Raw genomic sequence first — 25917 nt, forward strand, 5'->3', positions numbered from 1 at the left:
TTTGAACTGGAGAGGTGATTCGGAAAGCCCCCGGTGTCATGGGCCGCAAACAATCGGATTACTTTGTGTACACCGTCCACAAAGAATAGCAGGGATAATGGACAGTGTCCACATGGAAATGAAATGAAGCTCAACAACGTCCCCGAGAGCCTGCCTCCCGCCCGCAGCACCTACCGGCACGGCGACCTGCGGCGGGCGCTGCTCGACGCAGGCATCGAACTGGCGCGCGACGGCGGCCCGGGTGCGGTGGTGCTGCGCGAAGCCACGCGGCGTGCGGGGGTCGTGCCGAACGCGGCGTACCGGCACTTCGGCAGCCGGCAGGAGCTTTTGCTGGCGGTGCGCGCGGCCGCGCTGGCCGCGGCTGCGATCGCGATGGAGAAAGAACTGGCAGTGCTGCCTTGCGATCAGCCTCCGGCCGATTTCGCGCGCGCACAGCTGCGCGCCATCGGCACGGCCTATCTGCGCTTCGCGCAGGCCGAGCCCGGTTTGTTCCGCACGGCATTCGTGTTTTCCGATGAAGGCAGCGGTGAACTCGGCGCCGGGAAAGCCGGCGCGAGCGGGCTGGACCCGTTCCAGCTGCTGGGCAAGGCCATCGACCGGCTGGCGGACGCGGGCGTGCTCGACCCGGCGCGGCGCCCGAATGCCGAATACCTCGCATGGAGCGCGGTGCATGGGCTGGCGCTGCTCATCATCGACGGGCCGCTGCGCGGCATGGATGCCGAGGCGGCCCATGCGCTCGGACAGCAAGTGATCGATATGGTCGGGCGAGGTCTCTGAAGCCTCGGAGGCCTTGGAAGCCTAGAGATAGATCTTCTGCAGCAGCCTGATCAGCGTCTCGCGCTCGCGGGAGGTGAGCCTGGCGCTGGCGTCGGCTTCCAGTTGCACCACGGTCTGTTCGGCCTCGCGGATCAGCGTTTCGCCGGCGGCCGTGAGGTGCAGGCCGACGGCGCGGCCGTCGTGCGGGTGGGGGCGGCGTTCGATGAGGCCCCGGCTGTCCAGCGTGGCTACCAGGCTCACGAGGTTCGGCGGCAGGATGTCCAGCGTGTTGCACAGCTGCCGCGACGTGGCGCCCGGGTTGTGCGCCAGCAGCGAGAGCACCGAGAAATCGATCTGCTTGAGGCCGTAGGGCGCCATGCGCTCCGCGAAGAAGGCGCTGACGATCAGCCATGCGCGGCGGGCGTTGTAGCCGACCAGCGTTTCGAGCATGCGGGCATCGAGCCGCTCAGGCCTGCCCTGCGGCGCCGCGGCCTGCTCGCCTTTCGCGGAGACGGATTTCGAGGAGGAAGCCATGGGACTAGAGCGTAACCGCCTGCGTGCGTACGGGGTGCCTACCGTGCGACACCTTGCGTTTACGCCGCTTGGGTGTGCGCCACGGCCTCGCAGGCCCGCTTGACGATGCCCAGCCGCATCTCGAACTCGGGCAGCACCCAGCGGCGGAAGGCGCCGGCCGTGCGCGCCCGTGCGGCGTCTTGCGGGGCGGCGGCCTCGATGCGGGCCCAGGCCCACGCCATCATCGCGAGCATCGTCACGCGCAAGTAGTCGTCGGCTATTTCGTACGGCAGCACGGTGTCGGCTTGCGCCGCAATCGCCACCGTGGTGCCCAGGTAGCGCAGCTGCGCCAGCCGGCGCTGCGCGTCGGCATCGGCTTCACGCGAGGCATCGAGCATGTCGCGCAGTTCGAGCAGCACGGCCGACATGGCGGCGCCGCCGTCGGGCAGCACCTTGCGCACCAACAGATCGATGGCCTGGATCTCGTTGGTGCCCTCGTAGATCATGGTCACGCGCGCATCGCGCACGATCTGCTCGATGCCCCATTCGCGAACGTAGCCGTGGCCGCCGAACACCTGCAGGCATTCGCTCGCGCCGTGGAAGGCTTGCTGGGTGCATGCGGCCTTGAGCACCGGCGTGACGAACGTGCACCAGCGCTGCGCTTGTTCGCGGGCCTTGGGATCGGCGTCGTGCGTGGCCACGTCGAGCATCAGCGCGCTGCGGTAGGCGAGGGTGCGCGCGCCGTCGATCCAGGCGCGCTGCGTGTCGAGGATGCGGCGCACCGCGGGGTGCTCGGCGATCAGGTCGGCCGGCTCGCCGCCGCGGCTGGCAGGCACGGGGCCGGGCGCACGCATCTGGCGGCGTTCGGCGGCGTAGGTGTCGGCCTTCTGCCATGCGGCGTCGAGCAGGCCGATGCCCTGCAGCGCCACGTGCAGGCGCGCGGAATTCATCATCACGAACATCGCGGCCAAACCGCGGCCGGGCCCGCCGACCAGCCAGCCGACGGCATCGTCGAAGCGCATCGTGCAGGTGGGGCTGCCGTGCAGGCCCATCTTTTCCTCGATGCGCTCGCAGTGCACCGCATTGCGGGAGCCGTCGGGCAGCAGCTTGGGCACGAGCACCAGCGACAGTCCCTTGGGGCCGGCAGGCGCATCGGGCAAGCGGCACAGCACGAGGTGCACGATGTTTGGCGTCAGGTCGTGTTCGCCGCCGGAAATGAAGATCTTGCCGCCGTTCACCCGCAGGCTGCCATCGGCCTGCGGCCAGGCGCGCGTGCGCACCTGGCCCAGGTCGCTGCCCGCATGCGCCTCGGTGAGGCACATCGTGGCGAGCCATTCGCCGGTGGCGATCTTCGGCAGGTAGCGTTGCTTCAGTTCGTCGCTGCCATGGTGCTTGAGGCAGGCATACGCGCCGTGCAACAGGCCGGGCGCCATCGTCAGGCCGTGGTTGGCGGCGGCCAGCCATTCGTAGAGCACGGCTTCGAGCACCGCGGGCAGGCCCTGGCCGCCGTCTTCTGGCGCGGCCGACAACGCAGGCCAGCCGCCATCGACGAAGGCCTGGTACGCCTCGCGAAAACCGGGCGGGCAGGTCACTTCGCCATCGGCAAAGCGGCATCCGATTTCGTCGCCGCCACGGTTGATGGGCGCCACCACTTCGCCGACGAAGCGGCCCGCTTCTTCGAGCACCTGCGACTGCAGCGCCTCGTCGACTTCTGCAAAGGGCGCGAGCGCGGCCAGGCGCGCGGGCGCATCGAGCACGGCATTGAGCAGAAAACGAACGTCTTCGGGGCGGGGTTGATAGTCCATCGGGGAGCGGAAATCTAAGGGGCAGGGGGCTTGCAGGCGAAGCTGCTCGCGCGCTCCGTGTCGCCGCCGGTGTAGGTGGCGACCTGTGGGTAGGGGCACAGCGGCCGCGTGCGCTGCGCCGACCAGTTGGCGGGCACTTCGGCGTTGGGCACCGGCGTGCCCGCACCGCGCGCGGCGGCCGTGACCGATGCGGGCGCCTTGCCCTGCTCGACCCAGTCGACCAGCGCGCTCAGCATGTCGAACTGGTCGGTGGCCGGGCCGCCTGCGCAGTGGTTCATGCCGGGCACCGGGAAGTAGCGCGCGAACGAAGAGGCATCGCCGCCGTTCGCGGCCTGCACGCGCTCGTACCAGGCGGCGGTGTCGCCGGACGAGAACACCGGGTCGCTGGTGCCGTGGTAGACGATCATGCGGCCGCCCCTGTCGCGCAGCGCGCCCAGGTTGGCCGCGTCCGGCGGCGTCATGAACGATAGCGCCGACTCGTGGAACACACCGTCGGTGGCCGCGATGCGCGGTGCGTCGCGGTCCATGTCGAAGCCCAGCGCGAAGGGCAGGCCCTGCGGCCGCTCGGCCAGCGGTGGCGTGGTGAAGATGAAGCCCACGGCACCCGCGTCGCGCGTCGGCGGACTTGCGAACTTCCACTCGCGCCAGTTGCTGCCGCTCACGCCCGCGTCGAACGGGAAGCTGCTGTAGAGCGGCTGGCCTGCGCTGTTGCGCGCACCCTTGACGAACACGTTGGCGAGTGCGTTCTTCTGCGGCGCGCTCAGGCACATGCCATCGCGCGTGCCGGCGGCGCAGGTGGGCACGTCCGCCTGGATGTCGAAGCGTGCCTGGCAGGCCTGCACGTTCGACACGATGCCGTCGGCCAATCCATCGAGTGCATCGCAGCGCTGCAGCACCTTGTCGGCCACGAGCTTCATCTCGGCCGGGGTGAAGGCGCTCTGCAGATCGGGCTGGCCGGCCGGCGTCTTCGCGCTGGCCACGGCCGCGTATTGCTGCGCGCCGTAGAGCTGTGCCACCGCCGCCTTCGGCAGGTTGAAGCCGGGGTCGCCCGCGAGGATGCCGTCGTACTGCTGCGCCGAACGCACCGCGGCCACCATCGCATGCCGGCCGCCGTTGGAGCAGCCGCCGAAGTACGAGCGGTCGGGTCCGCGCCCGTAGGCCTTGGCGATCAGGTTCTTCGCCATCGGCGTGAGCTGCGCGACGGCGTTGTAGCCGTAGTCGAGCCGTGCCTGCGGGTCGAGCCCGAAGCGCGGCCCCATCGATCCCGCGTGGCCGGCGTCGGAACTGATGACGGCAAAGCCCATCTGCAGCGCGCTGCTGCGCGGGCCGCCACCACCGATGCCGCCGATCGCGGGCACCACCACGCCGTCGAGCCCGCCATTGGCCTGGTAGAAGAAGCGGCCGTTCCATGCCACGGGCAGCCGCATCTCGAAGCCGACGGCGTAGCGCTGGTTATCGACCGGGCTCGTGCGTTCGTTCATGCGGCCCTGCACGAGGCAGTGCGCGGGAGCGCTCATCGCGACGCCGCCGACCGTGACGGCGCCCGCAGGCACCTCGGTGGCCGAGGTGTAGACCGTGCCCGGCAGCGCGGCACGCGCGGCGAGGTCGGTGCAGGCCTGCAGCGTGCCGGGACGCGCGGCGGCCAGCGGTGCGTGCGCTGCGGGTGGACGCCCCGCACAGGCCACAAGCAAGGCGGCAACGCCGATCGCGGTCGCGCACAGGCCGAGGGAAAGGGGGCGCTGCTGTCGGTTCATGTTGTCTCCTTGCCGTGCAGGCCGCGGCACTTTCTTCAGGCGGCTTTTCTTGCCGCGCCCAGGTAGGTGTCGATCACGCGCGAATCGACTGCCAGCTTCTTCGCTTCGCCTTCGAGGCTCACGCTGCCCATCTCGAGCACATAGCCGTGGTCGGCCACTTCGAGCGCGGCGCGTGCGTTCTGCTCGACCAGCAGGATGGTGACGCCCGTGGCGCGCAGCGCATCGACCGTGCGGAAGATTTCCTGCACCACCAGCGGCGCAAGGCCCAGGCTGGGTTCGTCGAGCATCAGCAGCGTGGGGCGCGACATCAGCGCGCGGCCCACCGCCAGCATCTGCCGCTCGCCGCCCGACAGCGTGCCGGCCAGTTGCGTGCGGCGCTCCTTCAGGCGCGGGAACAGCGTGTAGACCTCGTCGATGCGGTCGCGCCACTGCTTGTTGCGCAGCCGCACCTGGCGAAAACCGCCGAGCACGAGGTTGTCTTCCACCGGCATGGTGCCGAACAGCTCGCGCTTCTCGGGCACGAGCGCGATGCCGAGCATCACGCGCTCTTCGAGCGTCATCGTGGAGATGGGCTGGCCCTTGAACTCGATGACGCCCTTCGAAGGCAGCACGCCCATCAGCGCATTGAGCAGCGTGGATTTGCCGGCACCGTTCGGGCCGATCACGGTGACGACGCTGCCCTGGCCGGCCTTCAGGTCGATGCCGTGCAGCACTTCGGCACGGCCGTAGCCGGCGTGCRGGTCGCGGATGTGGAGCAGGGGGGGTGTGGTCATCTCAATGCTCCGTTCCGAGGTAAGCCGCGCGCACCTTGTCGCTGTTCTGCACCTCGGCAGGCGTGCCCTCCATCAGGTGCGTGCCGAATTCCATCACCACGATGTGGTCGCAGATGTCCATCACCAGCCCCATGTCGTGCTCCACCAGCAGGATGCTCATGCCTTCGCTGCGCAGCTGCCGCAGCACCCTGCCCAGCGCTTCCTTTTCCTTGTGGCGCAGGCCGGCCGCGGGCTCGTCGAGCAGCAGCAGGGCCGGGTCGGCGCACAGTGCGCGCGCAATCTCCAGCAGGCGCTGCTGGCCCATGGCGAGGTTGCCCGCGATCTCGTGCAGGTAGTCGCCCATGCCCACGCGCTGCAGCTGGCGCTCGGCCTCGCGGAACAGTGCGCGCTCTTCCGTGCGGTCGATGCGCAGCATGGCGGCGACGGCGCCCTTGTGGCCGCGCAGATGGGCGCCCAGCGCCACGTTCTCGAGCACCGTCATGTCGGCCACCATCTTCACGTGCTGGAAGGTGCGCGACACGCCGCGCTGCGCGATCTGCCGCGCGCCCAGCCCGCCGATGGCCTCGCCACGGAAGCGCACCGCGCCGCCCGAAAGCCCGAGCACGCCGGTCACGAGATTGAAGGTGGTCGACTTGCCCGCGCCGTTCGGCCCGATGAGGCCGACGATCTGGCCGGCGCGTGTCTGGAAGCTGATGTCGTTCACCGCCACCAGCCCGCCGAAGATCTTGCGGATGGCCTGCACGTCGAGCACCACCTCGCCGGCGGCCGGCTTGGCGCGTGCGGGCAGGTCCTTGGCGTTCTGCCAGTCGACGCTGCGGCGCGGACGCGGCAGGCGCCGGTCGACGAAGGCCCACAGCCCGCTGGGCAGGTACTTGAGCACCAGCACGATCATGATGCCGAACACGATCAGCTCGTAGCTGCCGGCCGTGCCGATCAGCTTGGGCAGCAGCACCTGCAATTGGTCTTCCAGCAGCTTGACCACGCCGGCACCGGCAATGGCACCCCACACGTGGGCCGCGCCGCCGAGCACCGCCATGAACAGGTATTCGATGCCCATCTTCAGGCCGAAGGGCGACGGGTTCACCGTGCGCTGGAAGTGCGCGAACAGCCAGCCCGAGATCGATGCGAGCATGGCCGCCAGCACGAAGATGCCGATCTTGAAGCGCAGCGTGTTCACGCCCATGGCCTCGGCCATCTGCGAGCCGCCGGCCAGCGAACGGATGGCGCGGCCGCTGCGCGAATCGAGCAGGCGGATCACCGCGAACGCAGCGAGGATCGCGAAAGCCCAGACCACGCCGTAGAACAGCCGCTGCTGGCCGAACTCGAAACCGAACAGCGACAGCCCCTTCACGCCCAGGATGCCGTCGTACTTGCCGAGCGCATCGAGGTTGCCCATGAGGTAGTACAGCGACAGCGCCCACGCGATGGTCGCCAGCGGCAGGTAGTGGCCTGACATCCGCAGCGTGATCGCGCCGATGAACGCGGCGCTGAGGCCGGTGAGCGCCAGGCCGATGAACAGCGTGACCCACGGCGACAGGCCGGTGTTCACCGTGAGGTAGGCGGTGGTGTACGCGCCGATGCCCACGAAGGCCGCCTGCCCGAAGGAGGTGAGGCCGCCGACGCCGGTGAGCAGCACGAGGCCGAGCACGGGCAGGGTGTAGATGCCGATGTAGTTGAGCTGGATGATCCAGAAGTCGGGCAGCGGCAGGAATGGCAGCGCGACGAGCACCAGGATCAGTGCGAGCGGGCCCCAGGTGCGCAGCAGGCTCTTGTCCGGCGCAGGGGTCGAAGAAGGATTCAGAAGCGCTTCCATCTCAGTGATCCATCGCGGGTTGTTTGTTTTGTTTCAGGTGCGCTTGTTCGGGGCGCGTGCACAGGCCACCGGGTACTCCCCTCCGCGAATGTCCCCCGCCTTCGGCTCCTCCTTTATTTCGCTGCGGGGAGCACCCGGTGCCCTGTGCACGATGGGCGCTCTGCTTGTGCAGGCAGTTCAACCGCTCTGCTGGACGCTCACGCCGATGGGGTGCCTTGCGCAGCGAAATAAAGGAGGAGGCCGCAGGCCGGGGGACATTCGCGGAGCAAGGTACCCCGTCGGCGTGAGCGCACCCCGAACGACCCCTGGAGCGGCAAGAAGAACGTGTGCTCATCAATTCTCCTCATCCGAATGCCCGCTGCGCAACGAGCGCCACAGCAGCACCGGCAGGATGATGGTGAACACGATCACTTCCTTGAACGAGCTCGCCCAGAAAGAACCGAAGGACTCGATCACGCCCACTGCCAACGCACCGAGCAGTGCACCCGGGTAGCTTGCAAGCCCGCCAACCACGGCAGCCACGAAGCCTTTCAGGCCGATGAGAAATCCCGAGTCGTAGAACACGGTCGTGGTCGGCCCGATCAGCAGGCCCGAGAGCGCACCGATGAGTGCCGTCATCGCGAAAGTGAGCTGCCCCGCCGCCTGGGTGGAAATGCCCATGAGCCGCGCACCCAGCCGGTTCACGGCCGTTGCCCGCAGCGCCTTGCCATACAGGCTGCGCTCGAACATCAGGTACAGCAGCACGATCAGCGCGGCCGACATGGCAAAGATGATCAGCGCCTGCCCGCTCACGTTCAGCGGGCCCAGCGCCATGCGCTCGTCCCAGAACGGCGGGTTGCGAAAACCTTCAGCGCCGAAGAACAGCAGGCCCAGTCCCGTCATCGCGAAGTGCACGCCGACCGAGACGATCAGCAGCACCAGCGAACTCGCGCCGGCCAGCGACTGGTACGCCACGCGGTACACCAGCGGCCCGAAGGCCGTCACGATGAACACCGTGAGCAGAGCCTGCACGCCGATCGGCAGGTTGCGCGGGCCGGCCCACGCCGACACCGCGCAGATGATGGCCGGCAGGACGAAGGTGCGCGCTGCCGCCTTCAGCCCGCCCGCCGCGCTGCCGCTGTGGCGCCAGGTCGTGACCAGATCCATCAGCGCGGCAACACCGGCCAGTATGAGCAGCAGCCACACCGTGCCCGGCGTCTTGCCGGTCTGGAAGATCGCCAGCGTCAGCGCGCCGTACGCCACGAATTCGCCCTGCGGGATGAAGATGACGCGGGTCACCGTGAAGACGAGCACGATGCCCATGCCCAGCAGGGCATAGATCGCGCCATTGGTGAGGCCGTCCAGCGTCAGGATGCTGGCGATTGATAAGTCCATGGCGTGAGGCTGCGATTGAAGAAGGTTACTGCTCGACCTTGAACGCGCCGTTCACCACCTTGAGCATCACGCCGGTCTCGGTCGTGTAGCCCCAGTGGTCCTGTGCCGTCCAGTTGAGCACGCCGTGCGCGAGCACCGTGCGGCCCATGCCTTCGAGCGCATCGCGCAGCGCGGCACGGAACTCCGGCGTGCCGGGCTTGGCCTTCTTGAGTGCAACCGGCACGGCCTTCTCGAGCACCGTGAGCGCGTCGGCCGAGTGGCCGGCGAACTGGTTGCGCGAGCCGGGGCCGTAGACCTTCTCGTAGCCCTGCACGAAGGCCACTGCGGCGGCCTTCGACGGATGGCTGTCGGGCAACTGCTCGGCCACGGTGGCGGGGCCGGACACCACGAAGGTGCCTTCGGCGTCCTTGCCGGCGGTGCGCATCAGGTCCTGCGTGGCGGCGGCGTGCGTCTGGTAGACCTTGCCCTTGTAGCCGCGCTCCATCACCGCCTTCTGCGGCATGCCTGCGCCGCTGCCCGAGGCCACGATCAGGATCGCGTCGGGGTTGGCCGACGTGAGTTTCAGCACCTGGCCGGTCACGCTGGTGTCGGAGCGCGCGAAGCGCTCGGTCGCGACGATCTTGATGCCGTTCTTGGCGGCCTCGGCGGTCAGCGCCTTGAGCCACAGCTCGCCATACGCGTCGGTGTAGCCGAGGAAGCCGATCGTCTTCACGTTCTGCTTCTTCATGTGCGCGACCACTGCGTAGGCCATCACGTCGTTCGACTGCGGCATGCGGAAGAACCACTTGTCCTTGCCCGGCGGCAGGCTGGCGGGCGAGGTCGCGATCTGCGGCGTGCCGGCTTCGGCGGTCACGTCGGCCATCGGAATGGCGACCGGCGTGGCGCTGGAGCCGATGATCACGTCGGCCTTGTCTTCCGTCACCAGGCGCTGCGTGTCTTTCACGCCGGTGGTCGGGTCGGTGGCGTCGTCGAGCACCACCACCTTGAGCGTCTCGCCCGCGATCGTCTTGGGCCAGATCATGATGCCGTTCTTCACCGGAATGCCGAGGCCGGAGGCCGGGCCGGTGAGGGGCTGCACCACGCCGATGGTGATGTCGGCATGGGCCATGCCCACGGCCATGAGCGCCAGCACGGCGGCGAGGGTGGTCTTTTTCTTGAATGTCATCGATGTCTCCTGAAGGAAGCGGGATGGAAGCGGGTTTGAAGAGTCAGCGCGGCGCCATGCGCAATGCACCGTCGAGGCGGATCACTTCGCCGTTGAGATGGCCGTTGGTGACGATGTGGCAGGCCAGCTCGGCGAACTCCGAGGGCTTTCCAAGGCGTGGCGGGAACGGGATCGACGCGGCCAGCGACTGCTGCACGGCTTCGGGCAGCTCCTTCATGAGCGGCGTGGCGAACAGGCCGGGCGCCACGGTGCACACGCGGATGCCGTGCTGGGCCAGGTCGCGCGCCATGGGCAGCGTCATGCCCACGAGCCCGCCCTTGGAGGCGCTGTAGGCCTGCTGGCCCACCTGGCCGTCGAACGCGGCGGCCGAGGCGGTGAACATCATCACGCCGCGTTCGCCGTTGTCCAGCGCGGGCAGCTTGGCGCAGGCGGCGGCGAACAGGCGGCTCACGTTGTAGCTGCCGATCAGGTTGATGGTGACCACGCGCGTGAAGTCTTCCAGCGGCGCGGCACTGCCGTCGCGCTGCACGATGCGCTTGGCGCTGCCGATGCCGGCCACGTTCATGAGGATGCGTGCGGGGCCATGGGCGGCGGCGGCCTTGTCCAGCGCGGCGGTCACGCTGGCGGCGTCGGTGATGTCGCAGGCGCACGCCACGCCGCCGATCTCGGCGGCGATCTTCTCGGCCTGTTCGGCATTGCGGTCGAGCACGGCCACCTTGGCGCCCAGGCGCGCCAGTTCGCGTGCGGTGGCTTCGCCGAGGCCGGATGCGCCGCCGGTCACGATGGCGGCTTGTCCTTGGATGTGCATGGTGGATTCCTTCCGGTGAAATTCAGTGTTGGGGAACGATGGTGAAAGGCAGGCTGCCGTCGTGCAGCGCGTTCACCAGATGCGCACGGTGCTGAAGCACGGCGCGCTGGTTGATGGAGCCTTTGTCGGTGATCTCGCCCTTGTCGAGCGATGGTGGCTCGGCCATCAGGTGGGCCCGTGCCACGCGCGTGGCGCTGCCGGTGGCCTGCGCCGCAAGCTGGTTCAGCACCTTCTGGAAATGCTGCTGCACGGGCGCGCTCTGCACCACTTCCTGCAGGCCGGCGGTGGCGGGCAGGCCGCTCAGGGTGCGGCAGGCGGCCGTGGGCAGCAGAAGCGCACCGACTTCCTTGAGGTTGATGCCGGTGAGCACGGCGTCCTGCACGTAGGGCGCGCAGGCCGCGATGATCTTGGCGCGCATGGGGCCCACGCTCACGAAGGTGCCGGTGCTGAGCTTGAAGTCCTCGGCGATGCGGCCGTCGAACTTCAGGCCCTTGTTCAGATCGTTCTCGTCGATCCACTTCACCGCATCGCCCGAGCAGTAGAAGCCCTCTTCGTCGAAGGCCTCGCGCGTGGCCCCGGGGTTGCGCCAATAGCCGGGCATGATGTTGGGGCCGCGGTAGCGCACCTCGATTTTTCCGTCCACCGGCACCAGCTTGAGCTGCAGCCCGGGCGTGGGCACGCCGATATCGCCCGCTTGCACGTTGGGGCTGTTCACGGCCACGCAGAAGGGGCAGCCCTCGGTCATGCCCAGGCCCGTGTTCATGACGATGCGCTCGCCCACCTCGCGCTCGGCGCTTTCAAACAGAGAATCCCAGATGGGCTGCGAGAGCGCGGCCGCCGCAAAGAAGAACATCTTCACGCGGCTGAGCAGGTTCCTGCGCAGCTGGTCATCGGTCTTCATGGTCTGCGCGATCACCTCGAAGCCCGTGGGCACGTTGAAGTACACCGTGGGCGCGATCTCGCGCAGGTTGCGGATGGTCTCGGCCATGCCCGTGGGCGTGGGCTTGCCCTCGTCCAGGTAGAGCGTGCCGCCGTTGTAGATGACGATGCCGAAATTGTGGTTGCCGCCGAACGTGTGGTTCCACGGCAGCCAGTCCACCAGCACCAGCGGCTCTTCGGCCAGCACGGGCATGGACTGGTTCATCTGCTGCAGGTTGGCGGCCCACATGCCATGCGTGACGATCACGGCCTTGGGCAGCTTGGTGGAGCCCGAGGTGAACATGAACTTGGCGATGCTGTCCGCGGTGATCGCGCTGTGCGCCGCATCCACGGCGGGCGTGGCGGGGGTGGCCAGCAGCTCGCTGAACGGCGTGGTGCGACGCCCTTCGATGCTGCCACTGCCCAGCACCACATGCACATCGGAGGCCACCGTGGCGCCGATGGCGCGGGCAAAGCGCCTGGCGTCGCTTGCGAACACCAGGCCCGGCGTCAGCGTGTCCAGCACGTGGCGCAGCTTGTCGTAGTCCTGGCTGATCGTGGAATACGCGGTGGACACCGTGCACTGCGGCACGCCGGCCACCAGGCAGCCCAGCGACAGCAGCGCGTGGTCCAGGTCGTTCTCGCTCAGGATGGCCACGGGCCGCTCGGTGCCCAGGTTCATGCCCAGCAGCGCCTGCGCAATGCTGCGGGCCGCGGCCCACGCCTGGCTGTAGCTGATGTGGCGCCATTCGCCCAGGCTGCCATCGGCGTTCTTCACGCGTTGCGCCATCCACGTGCGCTCGGGCGCCACCTGCGCCCAGTGCGCCAGCCGCTCGGTGAGGCGCACGGGGTGCGGCTGCAGGGCCTGCGCGGCTTCGACATAGACCACGCCGTTGTCCGCTGCGCGGGTGCGCACTTCGGTGACACCGAAACGCAGGGGGCGGTAGCGAGGTGTGGAGGGGGTTGCAGTCATCAGGGGCTTTCCGTGCGCGCGACGTGCATCAGTCCTTCTTGACCTTGGCCGCCTTGCCGTCGAGGAAGGCGCGCACGCGGGCCTTGGCTTCGGGTGCGCTCTGTGCGATGGCGGCCATCATGGCTTCGGTCATCAGGCCCTGGTCGGACGGCTGCTCGGCAATGCGGGGCAGCGCGTGCATCAGCGCGTAGTTGGTCAGCGGCGCGTTCTGGGCGATGCGCTGGGCCAGCTCGAAGGCCTTGTCGAACGCGGTGCCAGCGGGCACGAGGTACTGCGCAAAGCCGACCTTCTCGCCGTCCACGGCGTTGTAGACGCGGCCGGTCATCATCATGTCGGTCATGCGGGCCGTGCCGATCAGGCGCGGGATGCGCACCGCGCCGCCACCGCCCACGAAGATGCCGCGCGAGCCTTCGGGCAGCGCGTAGAAGGTCGATTCGTCGGCCACGCGGATGTGGCACGCGCTGGCCAGCTCCAGCCCGCCGCCCACCACGGCACCGTGCAGCGCGGCCACCACGGGCACGGGGCCGAACTGGACGCGATCGAGCGCTGCATGCCACATGCGCGAGTGGTGCAGGCCCTGGCCGGCATCGCGCTCCTTGAGTTCGCTGAGGTCCAGCCCCGAGCAGAAGTGCTCGCCCTGGCCGTCGATCACCGCGGCGGCCACAGTGGCGGGCAGGCTTTCCATCAAATCGCGCAGCGCGAGGATCAGGCCATCGTTCAAGGCGTTGCGCTTGGCGGGGCGGGTCAGGCGGATGACCGCGATTTCCTCGCGTTCGCCGCGAATTTCCAGGGAGATGTCGGTGGACTGGGTCATGGTGATGTGGGTGAGTTGGCGGAATTATGGTTATTGAAAATAACTAAAACAAGGTCGAAGCCGGGCTCTTTTCTAGGTGCTTTCCCTAGCTTTTCCAGTGGATCATATGGTTATGATAAATAACTAAATGCAGCCTTCAGGAACAAGGAGCCCGCCATGAACGCCTTCATCCCCTACGGTATCTACTGGTCGTCTCCCTTTGCCAAGTGGCAGGGCTCGCTGGCCAACCTCAATGCACTGCCGCTGGCGGCCAAGGTGGGCCGGCAGGCGCTGGCGGCGCGCGGCTACGACCTCGCGGCGGTGGACCTGGCCATCCTGGGCATCACCAATCCGCAGAAGGGCAGCTTCTACGGACTGCCGTGGGTCACGGGGCTCATGGGCATCGATCGCGTGGCCGGCCCCACCGTGCAGCAGGCCTGCGCCACCAGCGTGCGCGCACTGCAGATGGCCGCGCAGGAAGTGGCCTGCGGCACGGCCGGTAGCGCGCTGCTGGTGATGGCCGATCGGCAGTCCAACGGGCCGGTCGTGTACTACCCGGATTCGAGTGGCACCGGCGGCTACGGCATCACCGAGCACTGGGTGCCCGACAACATGGCGCACGACCCCTACGCCAAGAACGCGATGCTGCAGACGGGCGAGAACGTGGCCGCGCGCTATGGCATCAGCACCGAGGAACAGCACGCGCTGAAGCTGCACCGCTACACCCAGTACCAGCAGGCGCTGGCCGATGACCGCGCGTTCCAGAAGCGCTACATGGCCGACGTACCGCTCTCCGACTCGAAATTCCGCAAGCAGACCGGCACGCTCGGCACCGACGAAGGCATCTTCCCGACCACGGCCGAAGGCCTGGCCAGGCTCAAGCCCGTGAAGGAGGGCGGCACCGTCACCTTCGGCGGGCAGACCCATCCGGCCGACGGCAACGCGGGCGCCATCGTCACCACGCGCGACCGGGCGCGCGCTGCGTCCATCGATCCCGGCATCGAGATCGAGATCCTGGGCTTCGGCATGGCGCGCGTGGAGGCGGGCTACATGCCCATGGCGCCGGTGCCCGCCACCTTCAATGCGCTGAAGCACGCGGGCCTCGCCATGAAGGACGTGGACGCCGTCAAGACCCACAACCCGTTCGCCGTGAACGACATCGCCCTGGCGCGCGACACCGGCTTCGCGTGGGAGCGCATGAACAACTACGGCAGCTCCATCATCTGGGGCCACCCGCAGGCGCCCACGGGACTGCGCGCCATCATCGAACTCATCGAAGAGCTGGTGCTGCGCGGTGGCGGCGTGGGCCTGTTCACCGGCTGCGCCGCAGGCGACAGCGGCTATGCCACCGTGCTGCGCGTGACCGACAGCAGAACCCAGAAAGCTTGATCCATGACCACTGAACATTCCTTTTCCGCTCCCCTGAATGCCTGGCTGATCGACGGCGTGCGCACGCCGATGGTCGACTACTGCGGTCCCCTGGGCCATGTGTCGCCCACCGACATGGGCATCAAGGTCGCCCGTGCGGTGCTGGAGCGCAGCGGCGTGTCCGCCGCCGACGTGAACTCGGTCATCACCGGATCGATGGCGCAGGCCGATTTCGACGCCTTCGTGCTGCCGCGCCACATCGGCCTGTACGCGGGCGTGCCGCAGAGCGTGCCGGCCATCCTGGTGCAGCGCATCTGCGGCACGGGGTTCGAGCTGCTCCGCCAGGCGGCCGACCAGATCGCGCTGGGCTATGCCGACGTGGCGCTGGTGGTGGGCACCGAGTCCATGACGCGCAACCCGATTGCCGCCTACACGCACCGCACGGGCTTCAAGCTGGGCGCGCCGGTGGAGTTCAAGGACTTCCTGATGGAAGCGCTGATCGACACCGCGGGCCCGGTCACGATGATCGAGACCGCCGAGAACCTGGCGAAGAAATACGGCATCACCCGCGAAGACGTGGACGCCTACGCCGCCCGCTCGTTCGAGCGAGCGCTCAAGGCCCAGGCCGATGGCTTCCTGGCCGGCGAGATCGTGCCGGTGACGAGCGAAAAATTCGCGCTCGAAGGCTATGCCACGCGGGGCATCACGCTGCCGCGCAAGGTGGCGCAGCTCGACCGCGACAGCCACCCGCGCCCCTCGCCCATCGAGGCCCTGGCGGGCTTGCGCACCGTCTATCCCGGTGGCGTGCAGACGGCCGGCAACAGCTCGGCCCTGGTCGATGGCGCCGTGGGCGCGGTGGTGGCCGGCGATGCGTATGTGCAGCAGCGCGGCCTCAAGCCCCTGGCGCGTCTGCGCGGTGCGGCGGCGGTGGGCGTGGCGCCCGAGTACATGGGCATCGGCCCGGCCCCCGCCATCCGCGCGCTGCTGGCGCGCACCGGGCTCGCGCTGGACGACATCGGCCTGTTCGAAATCAACGAGGCCCAGGGCGCCCAGACCATCGCGGTGGAGCGCGAGCTGGGCCTCGACCGCGACAAGCTCAACGTGAACGGCGGCGCCATCGCGCTGGGCCACCCGCTTGCCGCCACCGGCGTGCGCCTCACGGTGACGCTGGCGCGCGAACTGCGCCGCCGCGGCCTGCGCTACGGCATTTCCAGCGCCTGCGTGGGCGGCGGGCAGGGCATGGCGTTGCTTATCGAAAACCCCGAAGCCTGAGAGCTGCCGGACTCAAGACGCCAGAACGACCGAACCCGTTCCCGACAACAAAACCACACGCCATGAAAATCATCACCGCCGCCCAAGCCGGGGCCCTCATCCCCGACGACGCCACCATCTTCCTGGGCGGCCTGGCCGTCACCAGCCTGCCCGAGGAAGTGCTCAAGGGCGTGGAGCAAACCTTTCTGGACACAGGCCACCCGCGCAACGTGACCACTTGGGCCTGCGGCGCCATCGGCAACAGCAAGGACGCGGGCATGGTGCACTTCGCCCACCCCGGCATGATCAAGCGCACCGTGGCCGGCCACTTCGGCCAGACCGGCGCCGAGATGATGAAGATGGTGTTCGAAGGCGAGGTCGAGGCCTACAACTTCCCGCAGGGCAGCCTGTCGCACCTCACACGGCACATCGCCAGCCGCAGCCCGGGCCTGCTGACCAAGGTGGGCCTGGGCACGTTCGTCGATCCGCGCATCGAGGGCGGCAAGCTCAACGGCAAGTCCACCGAAGACCTGGTCAGGCTGGTCGAATTCAACGGCGAGGAATGGTTGTTCTACCCCTCGCCCAAGATCGACGTGGCCATCATCCGCGGCACCCTGGCCGACGAGAACGGCAACATCACGCTGGACAAGGAAGGCATGCTGCTGGAGCAGATCAACATTGCCCATGCGGCCAAGGCCTGCGGCGGCATCGTCATCGCGCAGGTGGAGCGCATCGTCCAGGCCGGCAGCCTGCACCCCAAGTCGGTGAAGGTGCCGGGCGTGTCGGTGGACTACGTGGTGGTCAGCCAGCCCGAGAACCACATGCAGACCATCACCACGCAGTTCAGCCCCGCGCTGTGCGGCGACGTGCGCGTGCCCGTGAACTCGCTGGAGCCCATGCCGCTGGACGAGCGCAAGGTGATTGCCCGCCGCTCGGCGCTGGAGCTTGCGCCCGGCGCGATCACCAACCTGGGCATCGGCATCCCGGCCGGCGTGCCCTCGGTGGCAGCGGAGGAGGGCGTGGCCGACCAGCTGACCCTGAGTGTCGAGAGCGGCATCACCGGCGGCATTCCCGCGCAGGGCGGCGACTTCGGCGTGGCCTACAACGCCGACGCCATCATCGAGCAGTCGCTGCAGTTCGACTTCTACGACGGCGGCGGCCTGGACGCCAGCTTCCTGGGCCTGGCCCAGGTGGACAACCACGGCAACGTGAACGTGAGCAAATTCAACGGCCGCCCCGTGGGCTGCGGCGGCTTCGTGAACATCACGTGCTCCACGAAGAATCTGGTGTTCTGCGGCACCTTCACCGCCGGGGGCCTGCAGGTGAAGGTGGCCGACGGGCAGCTCACCATCGTCAAGGAAGGCAAGTCCCGCAAGTTCATCGAGAAGGTGGAGCAGATCACCTTCAATGGGCTGGATGCCGCGCGGCGCCAGCAGAACGTGCTGTTCGTCACCGAACGCGCGGTGTTCCACCTGACCACCGAAGGGCTGGAACTGATCGAGATCGCGCCGGGCATCGACCTGGAGCGCGATGTGCTGGCGCACATGGGGTTCAGGCCCCTGATGCGCGATGTGAAGACCATGGACCCAGGGCTGTTCCGCGCCCAGTGGGGTGGCCTGGCCAAGGCCATGGCCGAAAGGTCGCGCGTCGAGTGAAGTACCTCCGATAGCGCCCGCGTCGTCTTCGGCCCTGCGCGCGGACGCAGAACCACAGGGAACTTCATTCCCCCCGCGAGTACACCTTCTGCAGCAGCCGGATCAGCGTCTTGCGCTCGGCGGCCGTCAGGCGCCCGGTGGCGTCCACCTCCAGGTCGGCGGCGGTCTGCTCGGCCTGCGCGGTCAGATCCATCCCTGCCGGCGTGAGGTGCAGGCCGAGGGCGCGGCCGTCGCTCGGGTGCGGGCGGCGTTCGATCAACCCGCGCCGCTCCAGCGCGGCGATCAGTCCTACCAGGTTGGGCGGCAGCACATCGAGCGTGGCGCACAGCTGGCGCGAGGTGATGCCGGGGTTGTGCGCCATCAGCGACAGCACCGAGAAATCCACCACCTTCAGGCCGTACACCGCCATGCGCTCCATGAACACCTCGATCACGGCCAGCGAGGCGCGGCGCGCGTTGTAGCCCACCAGCGTGCGAAGGAAGGCGGTGTCCACGGACCCGGTCATGGGCGCCGGGGTGGCTGCGACCGCAGGGGCTGTCTTTTTCTTGATGGGTTGGACGCTGGGCATGGGGTGATTGTGCCGAGGCGACGCGTTCGCACGGCGTTCCATGTCCGATTACAACAGTCGGCTTGCGAAGCCACCACGGCGCTCGTGGACAACCCCGCCATCCCGAAGAGGGGACCCGCCGCCCGCATTAAGCGCGCATCGGCGCGCGGCTCTTCTCGTTGTTGACGGTGACGAACCTTCTGAGCAACGCCATGAAATCTGCGCGCTCCTTCTCGCTCAGCGAGCCCAGGAGGGTGTCTTGCATCTGTGCCATCGCGGGCACCATCTCTGCAAGCAAATCCTCGCCGGCGGTCGTGAGGCGCAACTCGCGCTGTCCGCGCGCCAGCATCTTGCGGGTGATCAATCCCTTCGTTTCCAGGCGCGCGGCGATGTCGGCAGCGCTGGAGGTATCGAGGGCCACCTGCTGGGCCAGGGTGATCTGGTCGATGCCCGGCTTGTCCTGCAAGACGCGCATCGCGGCATATTGCACCGGCGTGACGTCGCGCCCCAGCGTCTCGTGGAATACCGACACTGCGATCTGATGGGCGCGCCGGATGAGGTGACCCGGCTGGTCGTTGATGTCGATCGCGGCGGTATTGGACTTGCTGAGGGACATGATGGAGAAACAGATCGGCTTCGGCGGCGCAGAAGCCCGCGATCTTACCGAGCCCCTCCCGCTCCAAGCGCCCTACAGGTCGAGCACGAGGATCGGCGAACGCGATCGCGAACAGCAGGGCGTGAACTGATCGTTGGCTGCCTGTTCCTCGGGCGTCAGATACATGTCCTTGTGGTCGGGTTCGCCTTCGAGCACGCGCGTGAGGCACGTGCCGCACACGCCCTGCTCGCACGAAGTGGCGACCTCGATACCCGCCGCCGCAAGGGCCTGCACCACCGTCTTGTCCTTGGGCACCGCAACGATGCGGCCGGAGCTCGCGAGCTTGACCTCGAAGGCTGCGTCGGCGTCCGACTTGACCACCTCGGCCGAGAAGAATTCGTAGTGGAGCTGGTCGACCGGCCAGCCGGCGGCGCGTGCAGCGTCGAGCACCCAGTCCATGAAGCCCTTGGGCCCGCACACGTACAGATGAACGCCCGTCTTCGGAGCCTGGACAACGGCCGGAAGCGACAACTTCTGCGTTTCATCCCCGTCATCGAAGTGAAATTGCACCCGGGAAGCGAATGGCGCTCGCGCGATGCGCTCGACAAACGCGGTGCGTTCCTGCGAACGCGTGCAGTAGTGCATTTCAAAGGCCGCGTTGGCGACCGCCAGCCGCTCCGCCATGCACAGAATGGGCGTCACACCGATTCCGCCGGCAATCAGCACGCTGTGCGCGGCGCCGTGCGCCAGCGGGAAGTGGTTCTTCGGTGCGCTGATGCGAAGCGCGTCGCCCTCCTTGACGAGGTCGTGCATCGTTTGCGATCCGCCGCGGGAGTTCGGGTCGCGCAGCACGCCGATCAGATAACGATGGCTCTCGCTCGGGTCATTGCACAGCGAGTACTGGCGCGTGACACCGTTCGGCATGTGCACGTCGATGTGCGAACCGGCCGAGAACGCCGGCAGGGCGCCTCCATCTTCCCGCACCAGTTCGAATGTGCAGATGTCCAGCGCTTCGACGTGCTTGCGTGCAACGCGCACGTTGAGTTCGGAGGCGTTCATTCTGCGACCTCCTGCTTGCTGGAAGCTTCGTCTTCCTGTGCGATCAGGCGTTCGATGACACGGCGCGACTGCACGCCGCCGGAATCGATGTTGAGCTTGAGCAACTGCCGTTGCGGGTGCGCGAGCAGGTTGCGCTGCTGCGATTCGAGCATCTCGAGGTCTTCGCTGAAGATCTTGCCCTGGCCCTCGCGGATCGATGCGGTGAGCGCCTTGTCGTGCGGCTGAAAATTGCGTGCCATGCCCCAGAAGTACCAGATCGAGGTTTCCGTTTCGGGGGTGATGAAGTCGACCACGATGCTCGACACCTTGTGCGCCGGGTCGGCGTGATAGCCGCCCTTGCCGGCGTGCGCGACGCCGACTTCGATCAGCACGTGGCTCGGCGGCGTGAAACGGCAGATTTGCCAGCGGTCGACCGGCACGTCGTCGGCCAGGTGGTTGCCGCGCAGCGCCATGCGCCAGAAAGGGGGCGCCATGATGTTTTCCATGTGGCGGGCGGTGGTGACGGTGTCGCCTTCGGTGACGGTCTTGGTCGGCGTCTCGTCGATTTCCTTCTGGCCGATGCTGGTCGCGTGCACGTAGGTCTCGTGCGTCAGATCCATCAGGTTGTCGATCATGAGCCGGTAGTCGCACTGGATATGGAAGAGGCCGCCGCCGTAGGCCCAATCCGGGCTTTCGGCCCACTCGAGGTGATGCAGCTTGGCCGGGTCGGCCAGGGCCGGGTCGCCGGGCCACACCCAGACAAAACCATAGCGCTCGATCACCGGGAAGGACCGGATCGCGGGGAATCCACGCACGCGCTGGCCGGGCATGGCGACCGTCTTGCCGTCGCAGCCCATCTCCAGGCCGTGATAGCCGCACACGAGCTTGCCTTCGACGACCGAGCCGAGCGAGAGCGGTGCACCCCGATGCGGGCAGAAATCCTCCAGCGCCGCAGCCTTGCCCTCAGCCGCACGGTACAGCACGAGCTTCTCGCCGCAGATCATCCGGCCCAGCGGCTTGTCGTCGATTTCGTTGGCGGTGCAGGCCACGTACCAGGCATTTTTCGGGAACATGTGTGTCTCCTTGAGATTTCCGGGAAAGAAAAAGAAACCGGCTCAGTGCGCACTGATCACGGCGCCTGTGGATTGCCGCGCGGCGCTTTGGCGCAGCGCCAGCACTGCCGCCATCGCCGCGATCAGCGGCAGCGCATAGGCGTAGTACAGCTTCGGTGCCTGCCAGCCGCCGTCGAGCAGCATGCCGGCAATCAGCGGAGCGAGGATGGCACCGATGCGGCCGATGCCGATGGCCCAGCCCATGCCGGTCGTGCGCACTGCCGCCGGATAGATGACCGGCGCGAACGCATAGAGGCCGGCCATCGAGCCGAAGATGAATGCGCCGATCAGGAAGGCAATCGCGAACGACGCACCGAGGTGACCAGTCGAGGCGCCGAAGGCGGCCATGGCGACGGCTGTCATCGTCAGGCTGGCAGCCGTCAGCCGGCCGAGGTCCAGCCGGGCGGCCAGCAGCCCGAACAGGCTGCCGCCAACGATGCCCCCGATGTTCAGCAGCACGCCGCCCGTGATCCCCTGGCGGGCCGAGAGCCCCGCCGAAACCAGCAGCTTCGGCGTCCAGCTGAGCGCGAAGTAGAAGCTGAACATGAGCAGGAAGAATGCGGCCCAGAGCAGCAGCGTCGAGCGGGCCAGTCCGCCGTTGAACAGGCCCGGGATCGTGTTGGAAGGGCGTTCGCCAACGGCCGGGAGCGGCGGGAGTTCGGCCAGTTCGGTGCGCTGCATTTTTCGCAGCAGGGCGTTGAGCTTTTGCAGCGCGCCAGCCGGGCGCCTCGAAGTGAGGAAGTCGACGGATTCCGGCAGCCGCCAGAGCACCAGCGGAATCATGGCGACCGTGGCGAGGCCGCCGAAGACGAAGACCGAGCGCCACCCGTAGGCCTCGAGCAGCACCGCGGCGATGCTGCCACCGATCGTCGCGCCGATGGGATAGCCCGTCGCCTGCAAGGCGACAGCCGTGCTGCGCCACTTGTTCGAGGCGAATTCAGCAGTGATGACGCCGACGCTGGCCAGCATTCCGCCGATGCCGAGCCCTGTGAGTGCGCGCAGGGCCGCCAGTTGGGTGCTGCTCTGCGCCAGCGCCGAAAGCCCCATGCCGAGCGCGATCACGACGAGGCACAGGAGGATGATGGCCTGGCGCCCGAATCGGTCGGCAAGGGGCGCGAGAAACAGCGAACCGGCGGCCATGCCAAACAGACCGGCACTGAACAACACGCCGAGCTGGGCGCCGCTGAGCTTCCATTCGGCCGAGACGCTGGCGGCGGTGAATGCCATCACCAGCACGTCGAAGCCGTCGAGCATGATGAGCGTGACGCAGATGGCGATCGCGCTCCATTGGAATCTGCTCATGGGACCTTCGTCCAGGTCACGGCGCAAGGCGTGTTTCATCGTTGTCTCCTGAAGGGAAATACAAGCGCAGTCGCACGAAGGTTTTTTTGAGTGCGACATGACATTCAGCACACTGAATATGACAATCAGTGTACTGAATGATGGATTGGAGCTTGCTGAGGGGAAACCCTGATGGAAATCGATATGGCGTCCCGCTCTTCTTGGCTGGGGCGGCAGGTCCACGCCCGACGTGATGCCGGGGCCCCCTGAAGGCGCGAGCGGAGGGGCGCTACGCGTCCGCCTCTTCCTTCGTTGCCTCGTTTTCGTCGATCCGATCCCAGTCGCGCCCCGAGCGCCGCTGTCGCTCCTCGCGCTCGCGCGCCATCTGTTCCTCGAACTGCTGGCGGCCCGCCTTGTTGGCCGCGATCAGCTTGGCGCGGTCCTTGTAGTGCGGATAGATCTCGTCGCTGAGCTTGATATTCCGGCGGCGAAAGCGCATGGCCGACTCGCGCGCTTCATGCGCCGGCCAGCCCAGTGCTTCGAGCGTGGTGCGGGCGCTGCGCAGCGATGACTCGAACACCTCGCGCTCCACGTCCATCACGCCACGGTCGCGCAGCTGGAACAGGTGCGTCACGTTGCGAGCCCGCGCGATGATGCGCGCCTGCGGGAAGTTCTCCTTCACCAGGTCGACGATTTCGAGCGACTGCTCGATGTCGTCCACCGCCACCACGATGGCCTTGGCCGAGCCGGCGCCTGCGGTGCGCAGCAGGTCGAGCCGCGTGGCATTGCCGTAGAACACGCGAAAGCCGAACTGGCGCAAGCCTTCGACGGTGTCGGCGTCGTGGTCGAGCACTGTCACGCGCAGGCCTTGCGACATCAGCATGCGGCCGACGATCTGGCCGTATCGGCCGAAGCCGCAGATCAGCACCTTGGCGTCCTGCTGCTCCGAAATCTCTTCCAGCTGGGTGCCGCCGTTGCGGCTGTAGCGCGGCAGCACGAACTTGTCGAGCAGCACCAGCAGCAGCGGCGACAGCAGCATCGACAGCGCGACCGCGCCGATCAGCAGCGAGGTGATCTCGGGCGGCAGCACGTCGGGCCCCGCGGCCTGGAACACCACGAACGCGAACTCGCCGCCCTGCGCCAGCAGCAGCGTGAACACCGGGCGCTCCTGGTAGGCAATGCCCATGGCCTTGGCGAGCGCGTAGATCACCACCAGCTTGACGGCCATGAAACCGACCACCAGCATCGCCATGACCCAGGGGCTCGCGATCAGCACGCCGAAGTTGATCGACATGCCCACGGCGATGAAGAACAGGCCCAGCAGCAGGCCCTTGAAGGGCTCGATGTCGGTCTCGAGCTCGCGCCGGTATTCGCTCTCGGCCAGCAGCACGCCGGCGAGGAACGCGCCGAGCGCCATCGACAGGCCGACTGCCTGCATCAGCGCGGCGATGGCCACCACCAGCAGCAGCGCGGCGGCGGTGAAGATCTCGGGCGTGTCGCTGCGCGCGATCCAGCGCAGGATGGGACGCAGCAGCAGCCGGCCACCGAGGATGATGCCGCCGATCACGCCGATGATCTTCGCGGCTTCCAGCGCGCGTTCGAGGCCGGTGATGGACTGCTCGGCCGTGGTGGCGCCCGCGAGCAGCGGCAGCAGTGCGAGGATCGGAATCGCGGCCACGTCCTGGAACAGCAGGATCGAGAAGCCGGCCTGGCCGCTGGGCGTCTTCAGCAGGTTGCGCTCGCCGAACACCTGCAGCGCAATGGCGGTGGACGACAAGGCGAGGCCCAGCGCTGCCACCAGCGCCACGCGCCATTCGGCGCCCACGGCCCAGCCCGCGGCGAACAGCACCGTCGCGCAGCTCAGCACCTGCGCGGCGCCCCAGCCGAAGATGGGGCGGCGCAGGTTCCACAGGCGCCTGGGTTCGAGTTCGAGGCCCACGAGGAACAGCATCAGCACCACGCCGAACTCGGCGAAGTGCAGCACGTCCTCGACGCTGGACACGAGGCCCAGTCCCCAGGGGCCGATGGCGATGCCGGCCACGAGGTAGCCGATGATCGAGCCGAGGCCCAGGGCCTTCGACAGCGGCACCACCAGCACGGCGGCGCCAAGGTAGATCAGGCTGTTGGTCAGCCAGGCGGGTGCGTGTTCCATTCAGGCCGCCTTGCCGTTGTCTGCGGCCGTGGCCGCGAGGCCGTGGGCCATGGCAGCCTGGAGGGCGCTGGAGACCACCTGGCCGATGTCGTTGGTGTCGGCTGGCCGGTCGCTCTCGGGCACGGGGCAGGCCACGCAGGCGTCGATCTCCTCGATCTCGGGCCAGTCGGGGTAGCTGCCGAGGCGCTGGGCAAAGGTTGCGACGTGCGACGCCACGTCCGCCTCGCCGGCGCTGCGCGCGCCGTAGAAGATCAGCGGCGGCAGGAAGCGCATGCCGCACAGCGCGGCGGTCTGCTCGTAGGGCGGCAGGAAGGCGTCGAAGAAATAGCGGTGGTAGTTCTGGGGGTGGTACGCGGCTTCGGGGCTGCCGGTGGTGGCGACCAGCCAGAGGTCCTTGCCCTGCAGCGCCGTGCCGCCGGGGCCGTAGGCCCAGCCGTAGCCGAGCACGTCGTCGACCCAGAGTTTTTGCAGCGCTGGCATCGAGTACCACTGGATCGGGTGCACCAGCACCACCAGGTCGGCCTTGGCGAGCCGGGCCTGCTCGGCTTCGACGTCGATGGCGAAGTCGGGGTAGCTGCCGTAGAGGTCGTTGACGTCGATGCCCGGCACGGCCCGCGCGGCGGCGAGCATGCGGCGGTTGACGCGCGAGTCGCGCCAGTGCGGGTGGGCCGCGAGCACGTAGATGCCGCCGGAATTTCCCGTGGATGTTGTTGTCGTCATCCCGCGAACATAGCGCAGTCAAGGCCGGTTCGCCGGGCGAAAGGGCGCCGGCGGCTACCATTCCCGCTGTCCCTGTTCCGGAGGAGAGCTTTTATGCCGGTGGTTCTGGTCGCCAATCCCAAGGGTGGCGTAGGCAAGTCGACGATCGCGACCAACGTCGCGGGCTACTTCGCAAGCCACGGCCATGCCGTGATGCTGGGCGACGTGGATCGCCAGCAATCCTCGCGGCTCTGGCTGGGCCTGCGTCCGCCGATGGCCCGGCCCATCGCCACCTGGGAGGCCATCGGCGACAGCACGGTGGTGCGGCCGCCGCGCGGCACCACGCACGCGGTGCTCGACACGCCGGCCGGCCTGCACGGCTGGCGCTTCAAGGAAGTGCTGGCGCTGGCCGACCGGGTGATCGTGCCGCTGCAGCCGAGCATCTTCGACATCTACGCGACGCGCGACTTCCTCGACCGGCTGTTGGAAGACCGCCGCGCCGAAAAGACGAAGATCGGCCTCGTCGGCATGCGCGTGAACGCCCGCACGCTGGCGGCCGACCGGCTCCACGAGTTCATCGCCGGGCTCGGCGTGCCGGTGATCGGCGAACTGCGCGACACGCAGAACTACGTGCAGCTCGCGGCGCGCGGACTCACGCTGTTCGACATCGCGCCCGGCCGCGTGCAGCGCGACCTGGAGCAGTGGCAGCCGATCCGCGAATGGCTCGACACCTAGTCCAGGCTCCCGGTTTTCCCTGAGCCCGGTTGTCGCGAG

At 67.9% G+C, this 25917-nt stretch carries 22 protein-coding genes; 5 read left to right on the forward strand and 17 right to left on the reverse strand.

Annotation, left to right across the window (positions count from 1 at the left end; all coding sequences use genetic code 11):
* Nucleotides 1-123 precede the first annotated feature (123 nt).
* The gene (locus AC1DFC_RS21730) at nt 124-777 is read left to right on the forward strand and encodes a TetR/AcrR family transcriptional regulator (RefSeq protein ID WP_007833156.1); all 654 of its coding nucleotides are present in this window, start codon (nt 124-126) and stop codon (nt 775-777) included.
* A gap of 21 nt (nt 778-798) precedes the next feature.
* Here AC1DFC_RS21730 and AC1DFC_RS21735 read toward each other — a convergent pair whose 3' ends face one another.
* The 10 genes from AC1DFC_RS21735 to AC1DFC_RS21780 form a co-directional block, all read right to left on the reverse strand.
* Nucleotides 799-1290: a MarR family winged helix-turn-helix transcriptional regulator gene (locus tag AC1DFC_RS21735; protein ID WP_007833157.1), complete on the reverse strand. Its 492-nt coding sequence runs from the start codon at nt 1288-1290 to the stop codon at nt 799-801.
* Nucleotides 1291-1349: 59 nt separating this feature from the next.
* Complete coding sequence (locus tag AC1DFC_RS21740) at nt 1350-3074, reverse strand: acyl-CoA dehydrogenase family protein (RefSeq protein ID WP_478179977.1); 1725 nt, start codon at nt 3072-3074, stop codon at nt 1350-1352.
* A gap of 14 nt (nt 3075-3088) precedes the next feature.
* Entirely contained in the window at nt 3089-4828 is a 1740-nt protein-coding gene (locus AC1DFC_RS21745; protein WP_478179978.1) for a tannase/feruloyl esterase family alpha/beta hydrolase, read from the reverse strand.
* Between the two features lie 35 nt (nt 4829-4863).
* The gene (locus tag AC1DFC_RS21750; protein ID WP_478179979.1) at nt 4864-5601 is read right to left on the reverse strand and encodes an ABC transporter ATP-binding protein; all 738 of its coding nucleotides are present in this window, start codon (nt 5599-5601) and stop codon (nt 4864-4866) included.
* A gap of 1 nt (nt 5602) precedes the next feature.
* A complete protein-coding gene (locus AC1DFC_RS21755; protein WP_478179980.1) occupies nt 5603-7414 on the reverse strand; it encodes a branched-chain amino acid ABC transporter ATP-binding protein/permease in 1812 nt (603 codons plus the stop codon).
* A 333-nt stretch (nt 7415-7747) separates the two neighbouring features.
* Nucleotides 7748-8788, reverse strand: coding sequence for a branched-chain amino acid ABC transporter permease (locus tag AC1DFC_RS21760; RefSeq protein ID WP_478179981.1), 1041 nt, complete (start codon nt 8786-8788; stop codon nt 7748-7750).
* A 25-nt stretch (nt 8789-8813) separates the two neighbouring features.
* Nucleotides 8814-9953, reverse strand: coding sequence for an ABC transporter substrate-binding protein (locus tag AC1DFC_RS21765; RefSeq protein WP_478179982.1), 1140 nt, complete (start codon nt 9951-9953; stop codon nt 8814-8816).
* Nucleotides 9954-9996: 43 nt separating this feature from the next.
* Nucleotides 9997-10761 (reverse strand): SDR family NAD(P)-dependent oxidoreductase, encoded by a 765-nt coding sequence (locus AC1DFC_RS21770; RefSeq protein WP_007836396.1) that lies wholly within the window; start codon nt 10759-10761, stop codon nt 9997-9999.
* A 22-nt stretch (nt 10762-10783) separates the two neighbouring features.
* A complete protein-coding gene (locus tag AC1DFC_RS21775) occupies nt 10784-12652 on the reverse strand; it encodes a feruloyl-CoA synthase (RefSeq protein WP_478179983.1) in 1869 nt (622 codons plus the stop codon).
* Between the two features lie 28 nt (nt 12653-12680).
* The gene (locus tag AC1DFC_RS21780) at nt 12681-13466 is read right to left on the reverse strand and encodes a crotonase/enoyl-CoA hydratase family protein (protein ID WP_007836394.1); all 786 of its coding nucleotides are present in this window, start codon (nt 13464-13466) and stop codon (nt 12681-12683) included.
* 156 nt (nt 13467-13622) lie between these two features.
* Between AC1DFC_RS21780 and AC1DFC_RS21785 the strand changes: the two genes are divergently transcribed.
* The 3 genes from AC1DFC_RS21785 to AC1DFC_RS21795 all read left to right on the forward strand — a co-directional run bounded on the left by AC1DFC_RS21785 (nt 13623) and on the right by AC1DFC_RS21795 (nt 17719).
* A complete protein-coding gene (locus AC1DFC_RS21785) occupies nt 13623-14834 on the forward strand; it encodes a thiolase family protein (protein ID WP_007836393.1) in 1212 nt (403 codons plus the stop codon).
* A gap of 3 nt (nt 14835-14837) precedes the next feature.
* On the forward strand, nt 14838-16085 hold the full coding sequence (locus tag AC1DFC_RS21790; protein WP_478179984.1) for a thiolase family protein: 1248 nt from the start codon (nt 14838-14840) through the stop codon (nt 16083-16085).
* 62 nt (nt 16086-16147) lie between these two features.
* The gene (locus AC1DFC_RS21795; protein ID WP_007836391.1) at nt 16148-17719 is read left to right on the forward strand and encodes an acyl CoA:acetate/3-ketoacid CoA transferase; all 1572 of its coding nucleotides are present in this window, start codon (nt 16148-16150) and stop codon (nt 17717-17719) included.
* A gap of 64 nt (nt 17720-17783) precedes the next feature.
* Here AC1DFC_RS21795 and AC1DFC_RS21800 read toward each other — a convergent pair whose 3' ends face one another.
* The 7 genes from AC1DFC_RS21800 to kefF form a co-directional block, all read right to left on the reverse strand.
* Nucleotides 17784-18287, reverse strand: coding sequence for a MarR family winged helix-turn-helix transcriptional regulator (locus AC1DFC_RS21800; RefSeq protein ID WP_007836387.1), 504 nt, complete (start codon nt 18285-18287; stop codon nt 17784-17786).
* Nucleotides 18288-18414: 127 nt separating this feature from the next.
* Entirely contained in the window at nt 18415-18882 is a 468-nt protein-coding gene (locus AC1DFC_RS21805; RefSeq protein WP_413333606.1) for a MarR family winged helix-turn-helix transcriptional regulator, read from the reverse strand.
* Between the two features lie 72 nt (nt 18883-18954).
* Complete coding sequence (locus AC1DFC_RS21810; RefSeq protein WP_007836382.1) at nt 18955-19920, reverse strand: PDR/VanB family oxidoreductase; 966 nt, start codon at nt 19918-19920, stop codon at nt 18955-18957.
* Nucleotides 19917-20972 (reverse strand): aromatic ring-hydroxylating dioxygenase subunit alpha, encoded by a 1056-nt coding sequence (locus tag AC1DFC_RS21815; RefSeq protein ID WP_413314378.1) that lies wholly within the window; start codon nt 20970-20972, stop codon nt 19917-19919. Before AC1DFC_RS21815 ends, AC1DFC_RS21810 begins: the two co-directional genes overlap by 4 nt.
* Before the next feature lie 42 nt (nt 20973-21014).
* Nucleotides 21015-22352, reverse strand: a complete 1338-nt coding sequence (locus AC1DFC_RS21820) for an MFS transporter (RefSeq protein WP_413333604.1) — start codon at nt 22350-22352, stop codon at nt 21015-21017.
* Between the two features lie 229 nt (nt 22353-22581).
* A complete protein-coding gene (gene kefC, locus AC1DFC_RS21825; RefSeq protein WP_413333602.1) occupies nt 22582-24444 on the reverse strand; it encodes a glutathione-regulated potassium-efflux system protein KefC in 1863 nt (620 codons plus the stop codon).
* Nucleotides 24445-25164, reverse strand: coding sequence for a glutathione-regulated potassium-efflux system oxidoreductase KefF (gene kefF / locus AC1DFC_RS21830; RefSeq protein WP_478179985.1), 720 nt, complete (start codon nt 25162-25164; stop codon nt 24445-24447). It abuts the gene before it with no gap.
* A gap of 93 nt (nt 25165-25257) precedes the next feature.
* On the opposite strand from kefF, the gene AC1DFC_RS21835 reads away from it, so the two are divergent.
* Nucleotides 25258-25878, forward strand: coding sequence for a ParA family protein (locus AC1DFC_RS21835; RefSeq protein WP_007836377.1), 621 nt, complete (start codon nt 25258-25260; stop codon nt 25876-25878).
* The last annotated feature ends 39 nt before the right edge of the window (nt 25879-25917 follow it).

This window comes from Variovorax sp. 10L421, from assembly GCF_056395365.1.